This is a genomic window from Marivita sp. NO-S04 (genome assembly GCF_059070475.1).
On record NZ_CM180980.1, the window covers coordinates 1,465,483 to 1,482,446 of the forward strand.

Genomic DNA, 16,964 nt, shown 5'->3' on the forward strand with positions numbered 1-16,964 from the left:
TTCACCGCGGTTCTTGCCTCTAAAATAGAATTTTGTTCTGGTTTTCCGCCAGTGCCTTGCAGAAATAAGGAAATATGTTCTATTTGACGGCTGGGTGAGGACATGTGATCCTCGAAATCGGCAGAAAGCGGAACAGAGATGAAGATCGACGACACGGACCGGAAAATTCTTGTCGAGTTGCAGACCGACGCGGCGCAGTCGCTGGATGATATTGCCGGCAAGGTCGGGTCATCAAAGACGCCGGTCTGGAACCGGATTCGCAAGATGAAGGAGGCGGGGATCATTGGTGCACAGGTGGTGCAGCTTGATGCGGATGCGCTGGGGTTCGAGGCCTGTTTCTTTGTCCTGATCCGCACCAGCGAACATGACGCAGCCTGGCAGCGTGCTTTTCTCAAGGCGCTGCAGGACCGCCCCGAAGTGCAAGAGGCGCATCGGTTGGCGGGAGATATCGACTACATCCTCAAGGTGCGCGTAAAGAACGCGCGGGCCTATGATGCGTTCTACCAAGCACTGATCGCCGAGGTGAAGGTTCACAACGTCACCGCGCTTTTGTCGATGGAAGAGATCAAATCGACCACGGCGCTGCCGCTTTAAGGGAGCCTTTGCCTTGTCTTGCGCAGGCTTTGGCGTTGCGTATGCATATTTGGAAAAAGAAGAAGCAGAGGGTGGTGCGCTGTCCCCTGCTTCTTCTTTTCATAAATATGCAAAAGCACCAGCGCCGCTTGGCGCAGGGTCAGGACGTCTGCACCATCAGGCGTTCGAGCCCATGGAAATGGAAGGTGTTGGCGTAAACGGGCGGTTCCGCGATGCGCAGCTTGGGGCAGCGGTTCCAGAGGATTGGTAGGGCGATTTGTAGCTCCAGCCGGGCCAGCGGTGCGCCGACGCAGAAATGTAGACCGCCGCCGAAGCTGGTGTTTTGCGTCACGGGGCGGGTTGGGTCGAAGCGGTGCGCGTCTGGCCATTGATCTGGGTCGCGATTGGCGGCGGCGAGGAGCAGCGCCACCTGATCGCCGAGTTGGAACGTGTGGCCGTGAAGGACGACCTCTTCATAGGCGTATCGGGTGAACATGTGCAGGGGCGGGTCGTAGCGGAGGATTTCCTCGACTGCTTGGTCGTCGATCTGCTGTGTGCCGGTCTCGAGCAGTGTTTTGATGCCGTTGCCCAGCGTGTGGACAGTCGCTTCGTGGCCCGCGTTGAGAAGCAGGATGCAGGTGGTGATCAGCTCATCGGTTGAGAGCTTTTCGCCTTCCTCTTCGGCGGCGATCAGGTGGGTGATCAGGTCGTCGCGCGGATCGTTGCGGCGGGTGTCGATGTAGCGGCGCAGGAAGTCGGAAAAGTCAGCGGCGGCCCGTGCGGCGGCGTCTTCCGTCGCGCGGGTGCGGCTGGCTTGGTACATGGCGACCATGGCGTTTGACCAGCGCAGCAGTTGCGGGGCCATGTCGTCGGGCACGCCGAGAAGGCGGGCGATGACGATCACCGGGATCGGTTGGCAGAAGGCCGTGAGGATGTCGAAGGGGGCGCCGGTCGGAAAGGTGTCTATTTTTTCGTGGGTTAGCGCTGTTATGTCAGGTGATAGGTCCTTGATCCGACGCGAGGTGAAGGCGCGCAGCACGAAGCCGCGCAGGCGGGTGTGGCGTGGGGGCTCCAACTCCAACATCGAGTGGGCTTCGACCTTGTAGAAGGCGTCGAGGTGGTCAGGGATCGTTGGGGCCATTTCGGGGGGCACTTCGCGGCCAAAGCGGCGGTCGCGCAGGATGGCGTGTACCGCGCGATGGCTGGCGGCGCAGGGCATGGCGTAGTCGTCCCACCAAGCCAGATCGCCCGCCGCGCGGAGGCGGTCGTAGAACGGGTAGGGGTTCTGAACAAAACCGGGGTCGGTCGGGGATTGGGAGAACCGTTGCATGTCCCGACCTGGCGCGGTCAGCCGTTCAAGGCGGCGACGATGGGGGCAAAGTCGCTGGCGGTGAGGCTTGCGCCACCGACCAAAGCGCCGTCCACGTCGGCCACTGCAAAGATCTCGGATGCGTTAGAGGCTTTCACGCTGCCGCCATAGAGCAGGCGGATGGCTTGGGCGGTGTCATTGCCGAAGCGCTGGATCAGGGTCGACCGCATAAAGCTGTGCACTTCGGCGATCTGGTCGGTGGTGGGCACCTTGCCGGTGCCAATGGCCCAGACAGGTTCATAGGCAATGACGGTGTTTGCGCCGGTCACATCGTCGGGCAGTGAGGCGGCGAGTTGACGGCCTACCACGTCGAGGGTTTTGCCGCCTTCGCGTTCGTCGAGGGTTTCGCCGACACAAACGATGGCGGTGAGGCCTGCCGCCCATGCGGCTTGGGTCTTGTAAGCCACCAGCGCGTCGGATTCGCTGTGATCGGCGCGGCGTTCGGAGTGGCCAAGGATCACGTAAGTGGCGCCGGCATCCTTGAGCATCTGCGCAGAGACATCGCCGGTATGCGCGCCCGAGGCGGCGCTGTGGCAGTCTTGGCCGCCGATCGCGATCTTGCCGGATTTGGCAGTGGCAGCTGCGACCAAGGTGGCTGGTGGGCAGATCAGCACTTCAGCGGCACCGCTCGCTGCGTCTTGCAACGCGTCAAGCTCGGAAAGGGCGGTGTTGGTTCCGTTCATCTTCCAGTTTCCGGCGGCGAGTTTGCGGCGCATGTGAGGGGCTCCTGCTGGTGGTCGTGGTTCGGGGCTCATCATCGCGGGGATAGGGGCGGCGTCAAGAGCAGTTGCGCGGATCGTGGTGGGCTGGCACAAGACCGCCCGACGTGACAGGAGAGCAAGAGATGATCCCGAGACTGGATGCAAAGGCTTTGGCAGCGGGCGATGCGGATGCGCTGGCGCAGATGCGGATCGCGGCCGAAGAGGTGGGGTTCGCCACGGTGTATAACACCAAGTTCACCTCGGCCCGGATGCGCTTTGTGCTGGCCGCCTATCGCGCCTTCTTTGCCCTGCCAAAGGAGGTCAAGGATCAGGTGAACATGGCGCGCACCGGATCAAACCGGGGCTGGGGCGCGCCGAAATCCGAGCAGGTCGATCCGAACGCGAACCCCGATTACAAAGAGGTGTTCGACTGCGGCTACACCTTGCAGGATGGCGATATGCGGGTGGCCTTGTCGGTCTATGCGCCGAACCACTGGCCGGACCGGCCTGCCGGGTTCGAGCAGGTGATCCGGGCCTATTACGCGGACGCGCTGGACGTGGCGCGGGGTATCCTGCGCGGGATCGCCATGTCCATCGGCACGGATGCGGATTTCTTTGAGGATAAGTTTGATTGCCCGATGACCTTGCTGCGGGGCAACTACTATCCGCCGCGCCCGGATTGGGCAGGCGACAAGGATTTCGGTATCGGCGCGCATACGGATTACGGCTGCCTGACGCTTTTGGCGACCGACGGCCAGCCGGGGCTTGAGGTGCAGCCGCGCGGGCGCAGCGACTGGCTGCCGCTGCAGGCTCCGCCGGGGGAGTTCATCATCAATTTCGGCGAAATGCTGGAGATGTGGACCGAGGAGCGCGTGGTTGCGACCTTGCACAGGGTGAAGGGCGGGACGGAGGAGAGGATTTCGGTGCCGCTGTTCTTTAATCCGAATGTGGAGACCAATGTCGCGCCGCTGGGGTCAGGCAAGCTGATCCGCGCGGGAGACCACCTGACCAAGCGCTATGCAGAGACCTATGTACATTTGCAGAGGAAGGGCTGATTGCGGATTTCTGCGCAGGTATTTTGCAAGACGAGTGCCCAGTGGCGTGTTTCGTTTCTATAGCGTTCTGCATTTATTAAGCTGAACGTTTGCTAGACGGGACGAAGCGGCCATCGAATTTCTTTATCCAACGGCCGCTTTGATGTGTCGCCGTCAGGCTGCTGCCGTCGCTTCGATCTCGAACATCAGTCCCGGGATGGCGAGGCGCGTTACCCCCAAAAGTGTCATTGGGGGGAAGACGCGATGCGGGCCGAACCGCATGCCCATCAGATCGAAGTTCTTCAGCGCTTCATCGACGTCGGTAGCATAGACGCCGAGTTTGACGACGTTGCTCAGATCCATGCCAGCGCCTTTGAGGACGGCTTCCAGATTGTCGAGCGCGAGGCTGATCTGGGCGCGCATGTCGTCGGGATGTTGCGGGGTGCCTTGTCCGTCCACTGCGGTCTGTCCCGCGCAGATCACCTGCCGCGTTGCGCCACCGATCACTTCGGCCTGATTGTAGCCCAGCTTGATCGACCAATCCCAAGGGTTCACTGCTGTCCGTTCCATCTCGCAATCTCCTTTTTTCAGTTGCTGGAATCGGTGTAAGACAAAATAGTGCCAAAATATGTCACCATTTGTGCTATGCTTGCGATATGAATGTAAGACTTAGACATGACGCCATCGTGCGTAGCCTTCGTCGCAATGGGACGTCAACGATTGACGCCCTTGCCGATGAGGTGGGTGCATCCCGCCGGACCGTGTTGCGCGATATCTCGGCTCTTCGCGACGAAGGCTATGTGATCCATGCCGATGTCGGTCGTGGTGGTGGGCTTCAATTGGATCCGCAGTCGGTCCAGACGAACGCTAGGCTGACGGTGCCCGAGGTCTTCGCCCTCTTGATCAGTGTCGCCGCCATGCGGGCTGCTGGAAACTTGCCATTTTCCGAACTTGCCGATGCTGGGCTGGCCAAGATCGAAAAGGCCTTGCCATCAGACAAGGTGAAGGACCTGCGCGCGTTCCTGGAGTGCCTGCACATCGGCCAGCTGTCGCCGCTGCAGGATTTGTCGGACATGTCGAAGATGGATCCCGACCTGCTTCCCGCGTTCGAGGCGGCCTTTCTGGGGCGCCAGTTCATTCGGTTCGATTATCGCGATGCCAAAGGGCACAGCACCCGGCGCGAGATCGAACCGCAGGCCATGCTGATCCTGCCGCCATTGTGGTATCTGGTCGGGTGGGATCCAATGCGTGCCGATTTCCGGCATTTCAGGATGGACAGGATCAGCAACCCGGAAGTGCTGGCCGGCACACATTTTCGCCGCCGTCACGTGCCGTTCGAAGATGACGTCTGCCCCTACAGCGAACTGCAGGCGGAAAACCGAACCAGTCGTTTGTAGCGCACGCCGCGTTCGGGGCTTTGGGATTAGACCGGTCACTCACCCCGCCATCCACCGCGCTGATCGTCTTGAAGGGTGCGACTTGGATGCCCGGGTTGTCGTCGCATCGCAAAGGTTACGTGCTTAAGCCTTGAGGTTCGGCGCGCCGTTTGCGTGTTCGGTGGCCAGCTCTTTCACGTCCTTGAACTTGATCGACTCGCCGCAACCGCAGGCGTCGGCGACATTCGGGTTGTTGAAGTGGAAGCCGGATTCCAGAAGCGAGGTCTGGTAGTCGATCTCAGTGCCAAACAGGAACATCTGCGCCATCGGGGCGATCATCACCACGGCACCGTCCTGTTCGACCACTTCGTCGTTCGGGTCGGGCGTGTCGACGTAATCCATGGTGTATTCCATGCCTGCGCAGCCGCCCTTCTTGACGCCGATGCGCAGGCCAGCGTGGCCTTTCGACTCCATCAGCTTGCGCACCTGGGCGGCGGCTTTGGTGGTCAGGGTGACGGCTTGTTTTCCGGGTATGCCGAACATGGAACCTTTCCTTTTGATGCCTTGAGTGTAGGGCCTTCGATGCGACGTGCCAAGGCGGTTGCATCCATCGGTATGTCTGACGAGTTTGGGCGCGCGCGCCCTCAGCCGTATTACATAAAGCCCAGTTCCAGACGTGCCTCGTCTGACATCATGTCCATGCCCCAGGGCGGCTCCCAGGTGAGTTCGACATCGACTTGTTTGACACCTGCAATCGGTTCGATCGCTTCGGCGACCCAACCGGGCATTTCGCCAGCGACAGGGCAGCCCGGAGCGGTCAGTGTCATGATTACGCGGACTTCGTTTTCGTTATTGATTTCAAGGGTGTAGACTAAGCCAAGGTCATAGATATTGACCGGAATCTCCGGGTCATAGACGGATCTGCACGCCTCAACGACCTGATCATACAAGGGATGATCCGTGCTGGAGGGTGCAATGAGGGGTGCACCTTCGATTTTGGGGCTGGCGTCGTTCATGTCGGTCCTTCCCGTGGGTTCCTGACCAAATATATAGGGAAAGGGTCGAGAGGGGTAAAGGGGGCGTAAGAGCCTTGAGTGATCAACACGTGACGCGCGGGGCCGGGCAGAGCGCCCGGAGCGCAGGGCACAGCGCGTGCCCTTTGCGCGGGTTACATACGATCAGACGGTGTCTTCTCGGTCGTATTGCGATCGCAGGGAGGAGATAACCTTGTTCGCGGATTGGCTGAGCGTCCGGATTTCGCTGGCCACCGCGGAAAAGCCCCGACCTGCTGCGCCGACGCGGGAGGCTTCGATCGAGGCGTTGACCGAAATAATCATGATCATCCGGCTGATTTTCTCAAGCTCGGAAATCGACGACCGGATTGTCCGGCTTTGCTGACCCACATGGGATTGGCGGTGCGAGACAACGTGGTCCAAAGCGCGGCTGATTCCTTCGACGATGGCGTTGAGCGTATCGAGCAGCGTTGTTTTGACGAAATCGGCAAGCTCTTCGATTGCTTCGGTGCGCCGCGAGACAACGTGGTCCAAAGCGCGGCTGATTCCTTCGACGATGGCGTTGAGCGTATCGAGCAGCGTTGTTTTGACGAAATCGGCAAGCTCTTCGATTGCTTCGGTGCGCCTCGCGCTGACGGGTTCGGCAAGGCGTGCCTGAATGGATCTGGCAATCGACACGAAGCGTGACAGCTCTTCGCTTTGGGATTGGCTGACTGCCTCTACCTTCACGAGGATGCCTTTGAGCGCTGTGGGGAGCTTCGATTTCGCAGCTCCCGGAGTGATGTCGCCTGCGATCTGGGCGAACTCTGTGATGTTCTTTTCGAGATCCGCCAAGGCATCGCGACACTTGTCGGCCTTGGCGTTCTCAAGCAGCAATGTCAGCACAACCCGGTGTGACAGCATACGCATTTTGCCGCACTTGTTGATCAAGGTGGCAAGAACGGCTTCGGTCCGACTGTCGTCGTCCGTGATGTCGGCCATCATGTTCATTGCCGGGGTGCAGCCATATCCGCGCCATCCAGCATGGTCTGCGCGATGAAGGTCAAGGCGTCGTTCCACGCTGCGGCATGGTCTTCTGTCCAGTCCGGACCCACTGCCCGTGCAAGGCATTCGACAAGGGTTTCGGCAACGGCGGTGTAATGGCCGGGTTCCGCGCCGTATTCGACGTGTTGTGCACCGAGGGCATGCAGCGGGCCGACAAGCGCTTCGAGATCGCTGATTTTCTGCACGGCGAGTTGCAGGATGGCCGCCAGTTTCTCGGACTGGTCCGAGATGTCTTCCTTGAACATGCCGCGCACAGACGGGGCCTTGAGGAAAAGAGTCTGGTAGAAATCCATGACAAGATCATCGCGTGCGGTGACAGCCGCGGTAAATGAGTTCTGGATAAGTTCAACTTGGGGAGTGGTCAGCATGATGGGGCCTCTCGTGTGTGCAACAGTCTTGTCCAACGGCTGCTTTGCAAAAACGTGAAGGGCCCAGCGAAAAATATTTGAGACGGCTCTGTTCTAATTCGCTTTTGGGTGTTTTTTGCGTCGCGGCACAGGGGTGGGTCGGACCTTTTCTTCGATAGCGTCGTACAGCAGCCCTGCAATATTCTTGCCACTTGCAATCTCGATCCCTTCGAGGCCCGGGGAGGAGTTCACTTCGAGCACCTTTGGCCCGGAGTTGGAGCGCAGCATATCGACACCAGCGAACCCAAGCCCGAAGACGCGTGCAGCGCGGGCAGCAGTTTCGCGTTCTTCTTTGCTGATGCGAACCTTTTGCGCTGTGCCGCCCCGGTGCAGGTTGGAGCGGAAATCGCCCTCTGAGCCGGTGCGTTTCATCGATGCCACCACTTTGCCGTTTACGACAAGGCAACGGATGTCTTCGCCCGCTGCTTCCTTGACGAAATCCTGAACGAGGAAGTTGGCTTTCAACCCTCGGAAGGCGTCAATCACGGATTCGGCGGCTTTTTTGGTTTCTGCAAGGACAACGCCTTTGCCTTGGGTTGATTCCAGCAGTTTGACGATCAAGGGGGCGGTGCCGACAAGACCGATCAGGTTCGATGTGTCCTTGGGCGAGTTGGCAAAAGCAGTAGGCGGCATACCGATGCGGTGGCGGGCCAGTATCTGGTGCGCGTGCAGCTTGTCCCGGCTGGATGTGATGCCCGCGCTGCCGTTGACCACGAAGGTGCCGATGGATTCGAATTGACGCACAATGGCGGTGCCATAGGGCGTGATCGATGCGCCGATGCGTGGAATGACAGCGTCATAGCGGGGCAGGCGTTTGCCGTCATAATAGACTTCGGGTGCCATTGCGTTGATTGCCATATAGCAGCGGGTGGTGTCGATCACCTCGACCGAGTGTCCGCGCTTTTCGCCTTCTTCGACCAGACGGTTGGTGGAATAGTTGTTTTCCCGGCTGAGGACGGCGACGCGCAGGGCCCGGTTCGGGGCAATGCTGCGCACTTTGGGGGTGTGGTAGACATCGAAATCCAGCTCGGGCTGGTGGAACCGTTCGCTGGGTACGATGTTGACGTGATCCTTGAGCGCCTGACGGCCCAGCAGCATCCGATTGCTCATCGTGCCGCGATCCGTCAGCGTGATCTCGATGTCCCACGCATGGCCGCCGACATTGAGTTTCGATGCGATGACGTAGCGGCTTTCGGTTTCTCCATTGGACGAGGTGACGTCGCGCCGATCCACGATCGGGGCAGAGCAGGGGATCATCAGGTCGTCGCGTCCGGGAATCGGGTATACCGCGAAACGCACCCGCGGTTTGCTGGCTGATCCGAACACCTCAATGTCTGCCGCATGCAGGGCCGACGTGCGCGCCCCAGTGTCCACCTTTGCGCGGATTGCGGGCAGGCCGAGATCAGGCAGGCTGACCCATTCTTCCCAGCCGAAGGTCAGCAACGCCTCTGGTCCCGTGCCTGATGGCTCGGGGGAGTTGGATGTTTTGTCGGACATGGGAATCGCGCCTCCTTGGCAATTCGGGTGATTTGGCGCACAAGGGCGCGCTCTGCAAGTAAGGCCGGATCATGACAGTTTCTTCTTCCTTCGCCCTGCACGCCACCGATGGACTGGCACGGACAGGGGCCATCACCACGCCGCGCGGAACCATCCGCACGCCGGCCTTCATGCCCGTGGGCACGGCGGCGACGGTCAAGGCGATGATGCCCGAAAGCGTGGCTGCCACAGGGGCGGACATCCTGCTGGGCAACACCTATCACCTGATGCTGCGCCCCACAGCCGAGCGGATCGACCGCTTGGGAGGGCTGCACCAGTTCATGAACTGGGACAAGCCTATCCTGACGGATTCAGGCGGCTTTCAGGTCATGAGCCTTGCTGATCTGCGCAAGCTGACAGAGACAGGCGTGACATTCAAATCGCATATCGACGGGTCAAAGCACGAGCTGAAACCTGAGCGGTCGATGGCGATCCAGCGTCTGTTGGGATCGGACATCGTGATGTGTTTCGACGAATGCCCCGCATTGCCTGCAGATAGGGATCGGATCGCCGAGTCGATGCGCCTGTCGATGCGCTGGGCAGAGCGGTCGAAAGACGCGTTTGGCGACCGGCCCGGACATATGCTGTTCGGTATCCAGCAGGGCGGGTTGGAGCAGGATTTCCGCGAGGAATCGGCGGAGGCTTTGAAAGCCATCGGGTTCGACGGCTATGCCATCGGTGGGTTGGCCGTTGGCGAAGGGCAGGAGGCGATGTTTGGCTGTCTTGATTTTGCACCCAGCCAATTGCCCGTGGACCGGCCGCGCTACCTCATGGGTGTAGGCAAGCCGGACGACATCGTTGGTGCGGTCAAACGTGGTGTGGATATGATGGACTGCGTGTTGCCGTCACGCTCTGGCCGCACCGGGCAGGCTTGGACGCGGCGTGGGCAGGTCAACATCAAGAACGCGCGGCATCAGGATGACCCTCGGCCTTTGGATGAGGCGTGCACCTGTCCCGCGTGTCGGAACTACAGCCGCGCCTATCTGCACCACGTGTTTCGCGCGCAAGAGATGATCTCGGGGATGCTGCTGACCTGGCACAACCTGCATTACTACCAAGAACTGATGCAGGGGATGCGGGACGCAATTGCCGGAGGCCAGTTTGCGGAGTTTGAGGCGCGGTTTCACGCACAGCGCGCCTTGGGAGATATCGAGCCGCTTTGAGACGGACGGATCGGGGGCCAGCCCCCGAACCCCCGGAGTTTTTGGGCAAGATGAAGCTGGGGAGGCGGTTTGACGCTTTGTCTCCAGCCGAAACATGAATAGAGTGCTGTTACCCAGCATGGAGAGGTCGCAGATGCGGTACGTACTTGGGACGATCCTGATGTTCAGCGTCTTGGTGTCCGGGCCTATTTCAGCGCAGATGCATGGTCACGGACATATGCATGGGGCCAATGGTGCGGGCCATGAAATGGCCAATATGCCGGGCTTGCAGGGAGAGAACGCGACGGCTGAGGAAAGCGCGGAATTGGCGATCATGTTCCAGCGGTTCCAAACCATGAGCCGCGAGGTCGAAAACCTGTCCAACGGCATTCGCACGGTCACGCGGTCGACTGACCCAGAGGTGATGGATGCGCTGGTCAACCATACAGTGGGGATGATCGACAGGGTGGGGCAAATGAATGACCCCAAGATCTTCATTCAAAGCCCGACGCTCGATATCTTCTTTGCGCGCGGCGACAGAATCCTGTCCGAAGTGGATGTGACCGAGGATGGCGTGATCGTGATCCAGACCTCGGACGACCCCGACGTGGTCGCGGCCTTGCACACACATGCCGCAGAAGTGACTGCAATGGTCGAGCAGGGCATGCATGCGGTCCATCAGATGATGATGCAGCGCAGCTCGAACTGATCAGCTTGGGTTCCGCAGTGGGCTGAGCGCGATCGGGACCACGTGCCCCTTGCGACGCCCGTCGGCTTGGGGCAAAGCTGCCCAATCGCCCGAACCGGGCACAGGAGCCAAACATGGATTACGGAAAATCCGGCGCCCCCAAATCGACAAAGGGCACGCCGAAATTCAACCCTCACAAGACCCCGTCAAAAGACGCGGCACAGTCCGAGTCAAAAGCGGCGTTGCTGGCGCGGATGAAGGCGGCAGCTGCAAAGAAAGCCTCTGACTGACAGCTTGGTGGCACCGCTCTTGCAGGTGACGGGTACGGTCTGTGTTAACGCTTGAACCAAAAGCCACCTTGCAGGCTCTGACCATCAGGATATGGTGGTTGCAGTCGGAGCAAGGTTGAAACCTGCGGTGGTGAGACCCACCTTTAAGCTCCATGACCGGAGATGGTCAGTGCTGCCGCCGAGCGGGGCCGGTGCCATCTTGCCAATGATAAGGATACGAGCATGCAAGAGCCCCTTAACGCCTCCTACCCAGTGTTGCCGCTGCGAGACATTGTTGTCTTCCCGCACATGATCGTCCCGCTGTTCGTGGGCCGTGACAAGTCGGTTCGCGCGCTGGAAGAAGTGATGGCGGATGACAAGCAGATCCTGCTTGCAAGCCAGATGGACCCATCCGAGGACGATCCGCAGACCGATGGGATTTACCGGGCTGGCGTGCTGGCCAATGTGTTGCAACTGCTCAAACTGCCCGACGGCACGGTGAAAGTGCTTGTCGAAGGTCAGAACCGCGTGCGCATCACGGAATATGTCGAGAACGATAACTTCTTCGAGGCCCGTGCCGAATATCTGACCGAGATGCCGGGCGACCCAGCGTCGATCACTGCGCTTGTGCGCACTGTGGGCGAAGAGTTCGAACGTTACGCCAAGGTCAAAAAGAACATCCCCGAAGAGGCGCTGGGCGCGGTATCGGACGCGGATGCGCCGGCCAAGCTGGCTGATCTTGTTGCGGGTCACCTTGGGATCGAGGTTAACCAGAAGCAGGAGCTTTTGGAAACGCTCTCCGTGAGCGAGCGGCTGGAGAAGGTCTATGGCCTGATGCAGGGCGAGATGAGCGTTCTGCAGGTCGAGAAGAAGATCAAGACGCGCGTCAAGTCCCAGATGGAGCGCACCCAGCGTGAGTACTATCTGAATGAGCAGATGAAGGCCATTCAGAAGGAGCTTGGCGATGGCGAGGACGGCCAGAACGAAGTGGCCGAACTGGAAGCCAAGGTCGGTGCGACCAAGCTGTCCAAGGAAGCCCGAGAAAAGGCCGATGCCGAGATCAAGAAGCTCAAGAACATGAGCCCGATGAGCGCGGAAGCGACGGTCGTGCGCAATTATCTTGACTGGATGCTGTCGATCCCTTGGGGCGTCAAATCCCGCGTGAAGAAGGATCTGGGCAATGCTGAAAAGATCCTCGATGCGGATCATTTCGGTCTTGAGAAGGTCAAGGAACGCATTGTCGAATACCTTGCTGTGCAGCAGCGCAGCAAAAAGTTGAAAGGCCCGATCATGTGCCTTGTCGGCCCTCCGGGTGTGGGTAAGACGTCGCTTGGTAAATCCGTAGCCAAGGCCACGGGTCGTGAGTTCATTCGCATTTCGCTGGGCGGGGTGCGCGACGAATCCGAAATCCGCGGTCACCGTCGGACCTATATCGGTTCTATGCCGGGTAAGATCATTCAAGCGCTGAAAAAAGCCAAGACGACGAACCCGCTGATCCTGCTCGATGAGATCGACAAGATGGGTCAGGACTTCCGGGGTGATCCCGCGTCGGCAATGCTCGAAGTGCTTGATCCGGAACAGAATGGCACCTTCGTGGACCACTATCTTGAATTGGAATACGACCTGTCGAACGTTATGTTCCTGACCACGGCGAACTCCTACAATATGCCGGGACCGCTTTTGGACCGGATGGAGATCATTCCGCTCGCGGGTTACACCGAAGACGAAAAGGCAGAGATCGCCAAGCGTCACCTGATTTCGAAGCAGGTCAAGAACCACGGCCTCAAGAAGGGTGAGTTCGAGCTGACGGACGAAGCGTTGACCGACATGATCCGCTACTACACCCGCGAAGCGGGCGTGCGGAATCTTGAGCGTGAGATTTCCAAGCTGGCGCGCAAGGCGGTGACTAAGATCGTCAAGAAGGAAGAAGAAAAGGTGGTCATTTCGTCCGACAACCTTGACGATTTCCTTGGCGTTCGGAAGTACCGCTATGGTCTGGCCGAGGACGAGAACCAGGTCGGTGTTGTGACCGGTTTGGCCTACACGTCGGTTGGTGGGGATTTGCTGCACATCGAGGCGCTTAAGCTGCCGGGTAAAGGTCGGATGAAGACCACCGGGAAGCTGGGCGACGTGATGAAGGAATCGATCGATGCGGCAGCCAGCTATGTGCGGTCTATCGCGCCTGAAATCGGGGTGAAGCCTACGAAGTTCGACCAGATGGACATCCACGTTCACGTGCCTGATGGCGCGACACCCAAGGACGGCCCCTCTGCTGGTCTTGCCATGGTGACGTCGATTGTATCCGTGCTGACTGGCATCCCGGTGAAACGCGATATTGCCATGACGGGCGAAGTATCCCTTCGTGGTAATGCGATGCCGATTGGTGGGTTGAAAGAGAAACTGCTCGCAGCCCTGCGCGGCGGCATCAAGACGGTGCTGATCCCTCAGGAAAACGAGAAAGATCTGGCCGAGCTGCCGGACAATGTGAAAAACGGGCTCGAGATCATTCCCGTGGAGCATGTGTCGGACGTTCTGAAGCTGGCACTGGTGTCAAAACCCGAGCCGATCGAGTGGGACGAAGCTGCTGAAGAGGCAGCGGCCCAGGCGATGAGCAAGGACAATGGCGGCGCATCGGCAATCGCTCACTAAACGCGTCCAACAATCCTGTTACCGACGCCGCCCCAAATCGGGGCGGCGTTTTTTTTGATAGATGATCGGGTTGCGATTAGCTCATTTTGTGGTCTGCTTTGGTTAAATCACTGGATAAAGTGCGCGTTTTTGCTATGGTGGCTTAATATCCGCCAATAAAAGTCAGAGCAGACAAAGGATGAAATTGATGTCGACGACCAAGAAAACGACGACTCCCGCCAGAACACCCAAAGCGTCCACGACCGCGACAAAAGCTGCGGCGCAGGCGCCGGAACCCGAAGTGGTTGTGAACGAAACGCCAAAGATCACAGGCCCGGAGTTGAAGAAGAAAGAGCTGATCGACACGATTGTTGCGCGCAGCGGCGTGAAGAAACGCGAAGTGAAGCCCGTCGTCGATGCCATGCTGGCCGTGCTTGGCGAAACAATTGCGGACGGGCGCGAACTGAACCTCGCTCCGATGGGTAAACTCAAGATCACCCGCATGAAGAAGACCACCAAAGCACACATCATCACAACACGCCTGCGTCGCACAGAACCGCAGCAAACAGAAGCGCCGGACCCTCTTGCACAGGCTGCCGAGTGACGCTAAGACCCCTGCCAATGGGTGATTAGCTCAGTGGTAGAGCGCTTCGTTCACATCGAAGATGTCAGGGGTTCAAATCCCTTATCACCCACCATTCTCCTTTTTGGTATATTCACGATGTGGCGCTTAGTGCGTGTTTTAGGCGTTTCAAGTATTCAGATATGAATAGGGCAATTCCGACATCTTTTGTTTCTTGCTCTGCGTTCGTGACGTAACAGGATCGTGCGGCACTCTTCCGAGTGTGGTTTATCGAGTGTTCTGCATAAATTATTATGTAGGAGAGTGTAGCACTTTTCCCCATCCCAATTGATACGTGCGCCACAGCCAATTTCTATTGAGGCACCGTGGGATCGTTGGCGGCTTTTTCCTTTACGAACTCGATAAAGCTGCGGATACGTTTCACGTCCCGTAAGTCCTGATGTGTCAAAACCCAAAGGCTGCGCTGGGTTGGGGCGGACAGTTCTTCAATCGCTTTGACACGCGGAAGGTTCCTGCCGACGATTTCTGGCAGGCGACCGATGCCCAGCCCGCGCCTCACGAATGTTGCGCTGGTCTCAAGATTGTCTGTTCGCATCACGATCCGCCCCTGCGGAAAAAGCTTAAGTGTCTCACTTTCCGATGACACGACAACTCCACTGTGGACCACAAGCGGAACCAGCTTGGCTTGCTTGAGCGCTTCGCTGGTGTCACCAAATTTGGCAAGCAGGTCTTCGTGGGCAAAAAAGCGCGTGCTGAGCCGCGCAATACGATGCCCCCATAGACTGGGCTTGGGATTTTCTTCAGCGCGAAACACCACGTCGATTTCGCCAGCCGCGAAATCCGCCATCTCGTCGGTTACTCTGACTTCCAGAGTGATATCTGGATAGGTTTGCTGAAACTCAACCAGCACGTCGCCCAGCGAATAGGGTAAAAGCTGTGCCGGTGCGCTGATGCGGATCAGGCCCGACATTTCGTTGTCGATGTTTCGCAGCGTGTCTTCAAGACCTTGCAGCTGGCGTTCGATATTTTGGCTGTGGTCACTGACAGCCCGTCCAGCTTCTGTCGCGACAAGCTTGCCCTGCCGGCGTTCGAAGAGTTTGACGCCAAGCTCTTTTTCGGCCTTTGCCAATTGGCGCGACAACGTAGGTTGGCTTGTCTTTAGGATCCGTGCCGCCTTGACCATGCTGCCTTCGCGGTGGATGTTCAAAATGACGCGCAATGCGCTCCAATCCAGCATGGAATTTCCCGGTACTTTCAAGGGCGGACATGGTCCTTGGCCATTTTGAGAGTAACTCCCAACCTTGGTCAATCCTCGATGCAGGACCGGTTGGTAAAAGTCTTTGACCGTAGCAAGAATTCAGGCTTGAACACGCGCGCGGCATTCGTTAATGGCTTGCCGCACGGGTGATTAGCTCAGTTGGTAGAGCGCTTCGTTTACACCGAAGATGTCGGGAGTTCGAGTCTCTCATCACCCACCATCCCAAGCCGTTGATACTAAAGAAACCCCTTGTATTTCAGGCATGGCACAGGTTGCCTGCTTTTCGACCGGTTTGCAGCCTTGTTACGATGGCTCTGAGGTATCGCCGGTCGCTGACCGCAGCGGACCTGTTGACCGAAGGTCACTGCCCTCCGTAGGTTCGTTCTTCTAGAGGCACAGCATCTAGCTTGGACCGGATGGCTGCAAGAAGTGCTTTTTCAGCGTCGGTATGCCGTCGCGCCGGGTTGTTGAGCAGGTAGATGCTGACCTCGGGAAGATGTTCATATGGGGGGAGCTGTCTGAGATTTCCGGCCTCTACGTCTTTGCGGGCGACATGAACCGGCAGAGCTCCAAGGCCTATATTCGCAATGATCATGCGTCGCATTTCGTTCAGGCTGGATGACACGCCGCGCCATTCGCGTGACAGTTTCAGTCGGGCACGCAATTTGGATATTTCCTCCAGGGGACCGCCGACATCCTCAGTTTGAAACGCGACAAAGGGCTCGCCCTCTAGGTCGCTTTGGGAAACGGTCTCGGTGTGAAACAGGCGATGCCTTGGTCCACAATAGAGACCGAAGTATTCCTTGTACAAAACGCTGTGTTCCAACTGCTTGGGAAGAGACGACAGCAGGCAAATTCCCAAACTGGCTCTGTTGAGGGCGACCATGTTCTCTACGTCTTCGCTTTCGAAGACTGAAAAAGCGTAAGTCACGCTGGGATGTGCCTGCGAGAAACGGCTCAGCACGTCATCGAAGTGATGGCAGTCGACCGAGCTTGTGATGGCGATGGAGATATGACCACGAAGTTCAGCAACCTCTTCCTCCAAAATGGCTGGGAGCTGTGACACTGCACCGAAAATCGTGGCGCTTTCGGTATAGAGGGCATGACCGGCGCGTGTGACGGAAAACTCATTTGGTTTTCGTACAATCAGTTGCTTTCCAACTGTCTCTTCCAAACGCTTGAGCGCAGCCGAGACAGTCGGCTGCTTCAGTCCGAGGACTGCGGCTGACTTGGATATCCCTCTTTGTTCCACGATCACCATGAAAGTGCGCAGGAGGTTCCAATCGAGATTCCAGGGAAAGCGTCGTGTGTGATGCGGCTGCATAGATTGTATCTATATTTAT

General features: G+C 58.4%; 18 protein-coding genes and 2 tRNA genes. 10 read left to right on the forward strand and 10 right to left on the reverse strand.

All coding sequences use genetic code 11. The features are described from left to right. Positions 1 to 138: 138 nt before the first annotated feature. Complete coding sequence (locus tag ACK3EW_RS07775) at positions 139 to 594, forward strand: Lrp/AsnC family transcriptional regulator (protein WP_085629496.1); 456 nt, start codon at positions 139 to 141, stop codon at positions 592 to 594. A gap of 139 nt (positions 595 to 733) precedes the next feature. Here the strand turns inward: ACK3EW_RS07775 and ACK3EW_RS07780 are convergent, their stop codons facing one another. After that, entirely contained in the window at positions 734 to 1,903 is a 1,170-nt protein-coding gene (locus ACK3EW_RS07780) for a cytochrome P450 (RefSeq protein ID WP_493809131.1), read from the reverse strand. Positions 1,904 to 1,920: 17 nt separating this feature from the next. Then, positions 1,921 to 2,658: a triose-phosphate isomerase gene (tpiA, locus tag ACK3EW_RS07785; protein WP_493809132.1), complete on the reverse strand. Its 738-nt coding sequence runs from the start codon at positions 2,656 to 2,658 to the stop codon at positions 1,921 to 1,923. Between the two features lie 128 nt (positions 2,659 to 2,786). Here tpiA and ACK3EW_RS07790 point away from each other — a divergent pair, with 128 nt between their 5' ends. Then, positions 2,787 to 3,698: an isopenicillin N synthase family dioxygenase gene (locus ACK3EW_RS07790; protein WP_493809133.1), complete on the forward strand. Its 912-nt coding sequence runs from the start codon at positions 2,787 to 2,789 to the stop codon at positions 3,696 to 3,698. A 153-nt stretch (positions 3,699 to 3,851) separates the two neighbouring features. On the opposite strand, the gene ACK3EW_RS07795 is transcribed toward ACK3EW_RS07790, so the two are convergent. After that, positions 3,852 to 4,247, reverse strand: a complete 396-nt coding sequence (locus ACK3EW_RS07795) for a RidA family protein (protein WP_493809134.1) — start codon at positions 4,245 to 4,247, stop codon at positions 3,852 to 3,854. Between the two features lie 86 nt (positions 4,248 to 4,333). Here ACK3EW_RS07795 and ACK3EW_RS07800 point away from each other — a divergent pair, with 86 nt between their 5' ends. Beyond that, positions 4,334 to 5,074 (forward strand): helix-turn-helix transcriptional regulator, encoded by a 741-nt coding sequence (locus ACK3EW_RS07800; protein ID WP_493809135.1) that lies wholly within the window; start codon positions 4,334 to 4,336, stop codon positions 5,072 to 5,074. Between the two features lie 123 nt (positions 5,075 to 5,197). On the opposite strand, the gene ACK3EW_RS07805 is transcribed toward ACK3EW_RS07800, so the two are convergent. The 5 genes from ACK3EW_RS07805 to rimK form a co-directional block, all read right to left on the reverse strand. Further along, the gene (locus ACK3EW_RS07805; protein ID WP_493809136.1) at positions 5,198 to 5,596 is read right to left on the reverse strand and encodes a HesB/IscA family protein; all 399 of its coding nucleotides are present in this window, start codon (positions 5,594 to 5,596) and stop codon (positions 5,198 to 5,200) included. Between the two features lie 110 nt (positions 5,597 to 5,706). Further along, positions 5,707 to 6,069, reverse strand: coding sequence for an SUF system Fe-S cluster assembly protein (locus ACK3EW_RS07810; protein WP_439120096.1), 363 nt, complete (start codon positions 6,067 to 6,069; stop codon positions 5,707 to 5,709). 162 nt (positions 6,070 to 6,231) lie between these two features. Beyond that, positions 6,232 to 7,056, reverse strand: coding sequence for a methyl-accepting chemotaxis protein (locus tag ACK3EW_RS07815; protein WP_493809137.1), 825 nt, complete (start codon positions 7,054 to 7,056; stop codon positions 6,232 to 6,234). Beyond that, positions 7,053 to 7,478 (reverse strand): globin domain-containing protein, encoded by a 426-nt coding sequence (locus ACK3EW_RS07820; protein ID WP_493809138.1) that lies wholly within the window; start codon positions 7,476 to 7,478, stop codon positions 7,053 to 7,055. Before ACK3EW_RS07820 ends, ACK3EW_RS07815 begins: the two co-directional genes overlap by 4 nt. 93 nt (positions 7,479 to 7,571) lie before the next feature. After that, positions 7,572 to 9,014, reverse strand: coding sequence for a 30S ribosomal protein S6--L-glutamate ligase (rimK, locus tag ACK3EW_RS07825; RefSeq protein WP_439120093.1), 1,443 nt, complete (start codon positions 9,012 to 9,014; stop codon positions 7,572 to 7,574). Positions 9,015 to 9,085: 71 nt separating this feature from the next. On the opposite strand from rimK, the gene tgt reads away from it, so the two are divergent. From tgt to ACK3EW_RS07855, 6 genes are all read left to right on the forward strand, one after another. Beyond that, a complete protein-coding gene (tgt, locus tag ACK3EW_RS07830) occupies positions 9,086 to 10,216 on the forward strand; it encodes a tRNA guanosine(34) transglycosylase Tgt (protein ID WP_493809139.1) in 1,131 nt (376 codons plus the stop codon). A 133-nt stretch (positions 10,217 to 10,349) separates the two neighbouring features. After that, positions 10,350 to 10,904, forward strand: a complete 555-nt coding sequence (locus tag ACK3EW_RS07835) for a hypothetical protein (RefSeq protein ID WP_493809140.1) — start codon at positions 10,350 to 10,352, stop codon at positions 10,902 to 10,904. Positions 10,905 to 11,017: 113 nt separating this feature from the next. Further along, positions 11,018 to 11,173, forward strand: coding sequence for a hypothetical protein (locus ACK3EW_RS07840; protein ID WP_171046197.1), 156 nt, complete (start codon positions 11,018 to 11,020; stop codon positions 11,171 to 11,173). Positions 11,174 to 11,395: 222 nt separating this feature from the next. Beyond that, positions 11,396 to 13,801: an endopeptidase La gene (lon, locus tag ACK3EW_RS07845; protein ID WP_493809141.1), complete on the forward strand. Its 2,406-nt coding sequence runs from the start codon at positions 11,396 to 11,398 to the stop codon at positions 13,799 to 13,801. Between the two features lie 187 nt (positions 13,802 to 13,988). Beyond that, positions 13,989 to 14,384, forward strand: a complete 396-nt coding sequence (locus ACK3EW_RS07850) for an HU family DNA-binding protein (protein ID WP_439120089.1) — start codon at positions 13,989 to 13,991, stop codon at positions 14,382 to 14,384. Positions 14,385 to 14,403: 19 nt separating this feature from the next. Further along, a tRNA-Val gene (locus tag ACK3EW_RS07855) sits at positions 14,404 to 14,478 on the forward strand. A gap of 237 nt (positions 14,479 to 14,715) precedes the next feature. Here ACK3EW_RS07855 and ACK3EW_RS07860 read toward each other — a convergent pair. Further along, positions 14,716 to 15,600 (reverse strand): LysR family transcriptional regulator, encoded by an 885-nt coding sequence (locus ACK3EW_RS07860; RefSeq protein WP_493809142.1) that lies wholly within the window; start codon positions 15,598 to 15,600, stop codon positions 14,716 to 14,718. A gap of 165 nt (positions 15,601 to 15,765) precedes the next feature. On the opposite strand from ACK3EW_RS07860, the gene ACK3EW_RS07865 reads away from it, so the two are divergent. After that, positions 15,766 to 15,841 (forward strand) — tRNA-Val (locus ACK3EW_RS07865). A 141-nt stretch (positions 15,842 to 15,982) separates the two neighbouring features. Here ACK3EW_RS07865 and ACK3EW_RS07870 read toward each other — a convergent pair. Continuing rightward, positions 15,983 to 16,945 (reverse strand): LysR family transcriptional regulator, encoded by a 963-nt coding sequence (locus tag ACK3EW_RS07870; RefSeq protein ID WP_493809143.1) that lies wholly within the window; start codon positions 16,943 to 16,945, stop codon positions 15,983 to 15,985. Positions 16,946 to 16,964 lie beyond the last annotated feature (19 nt).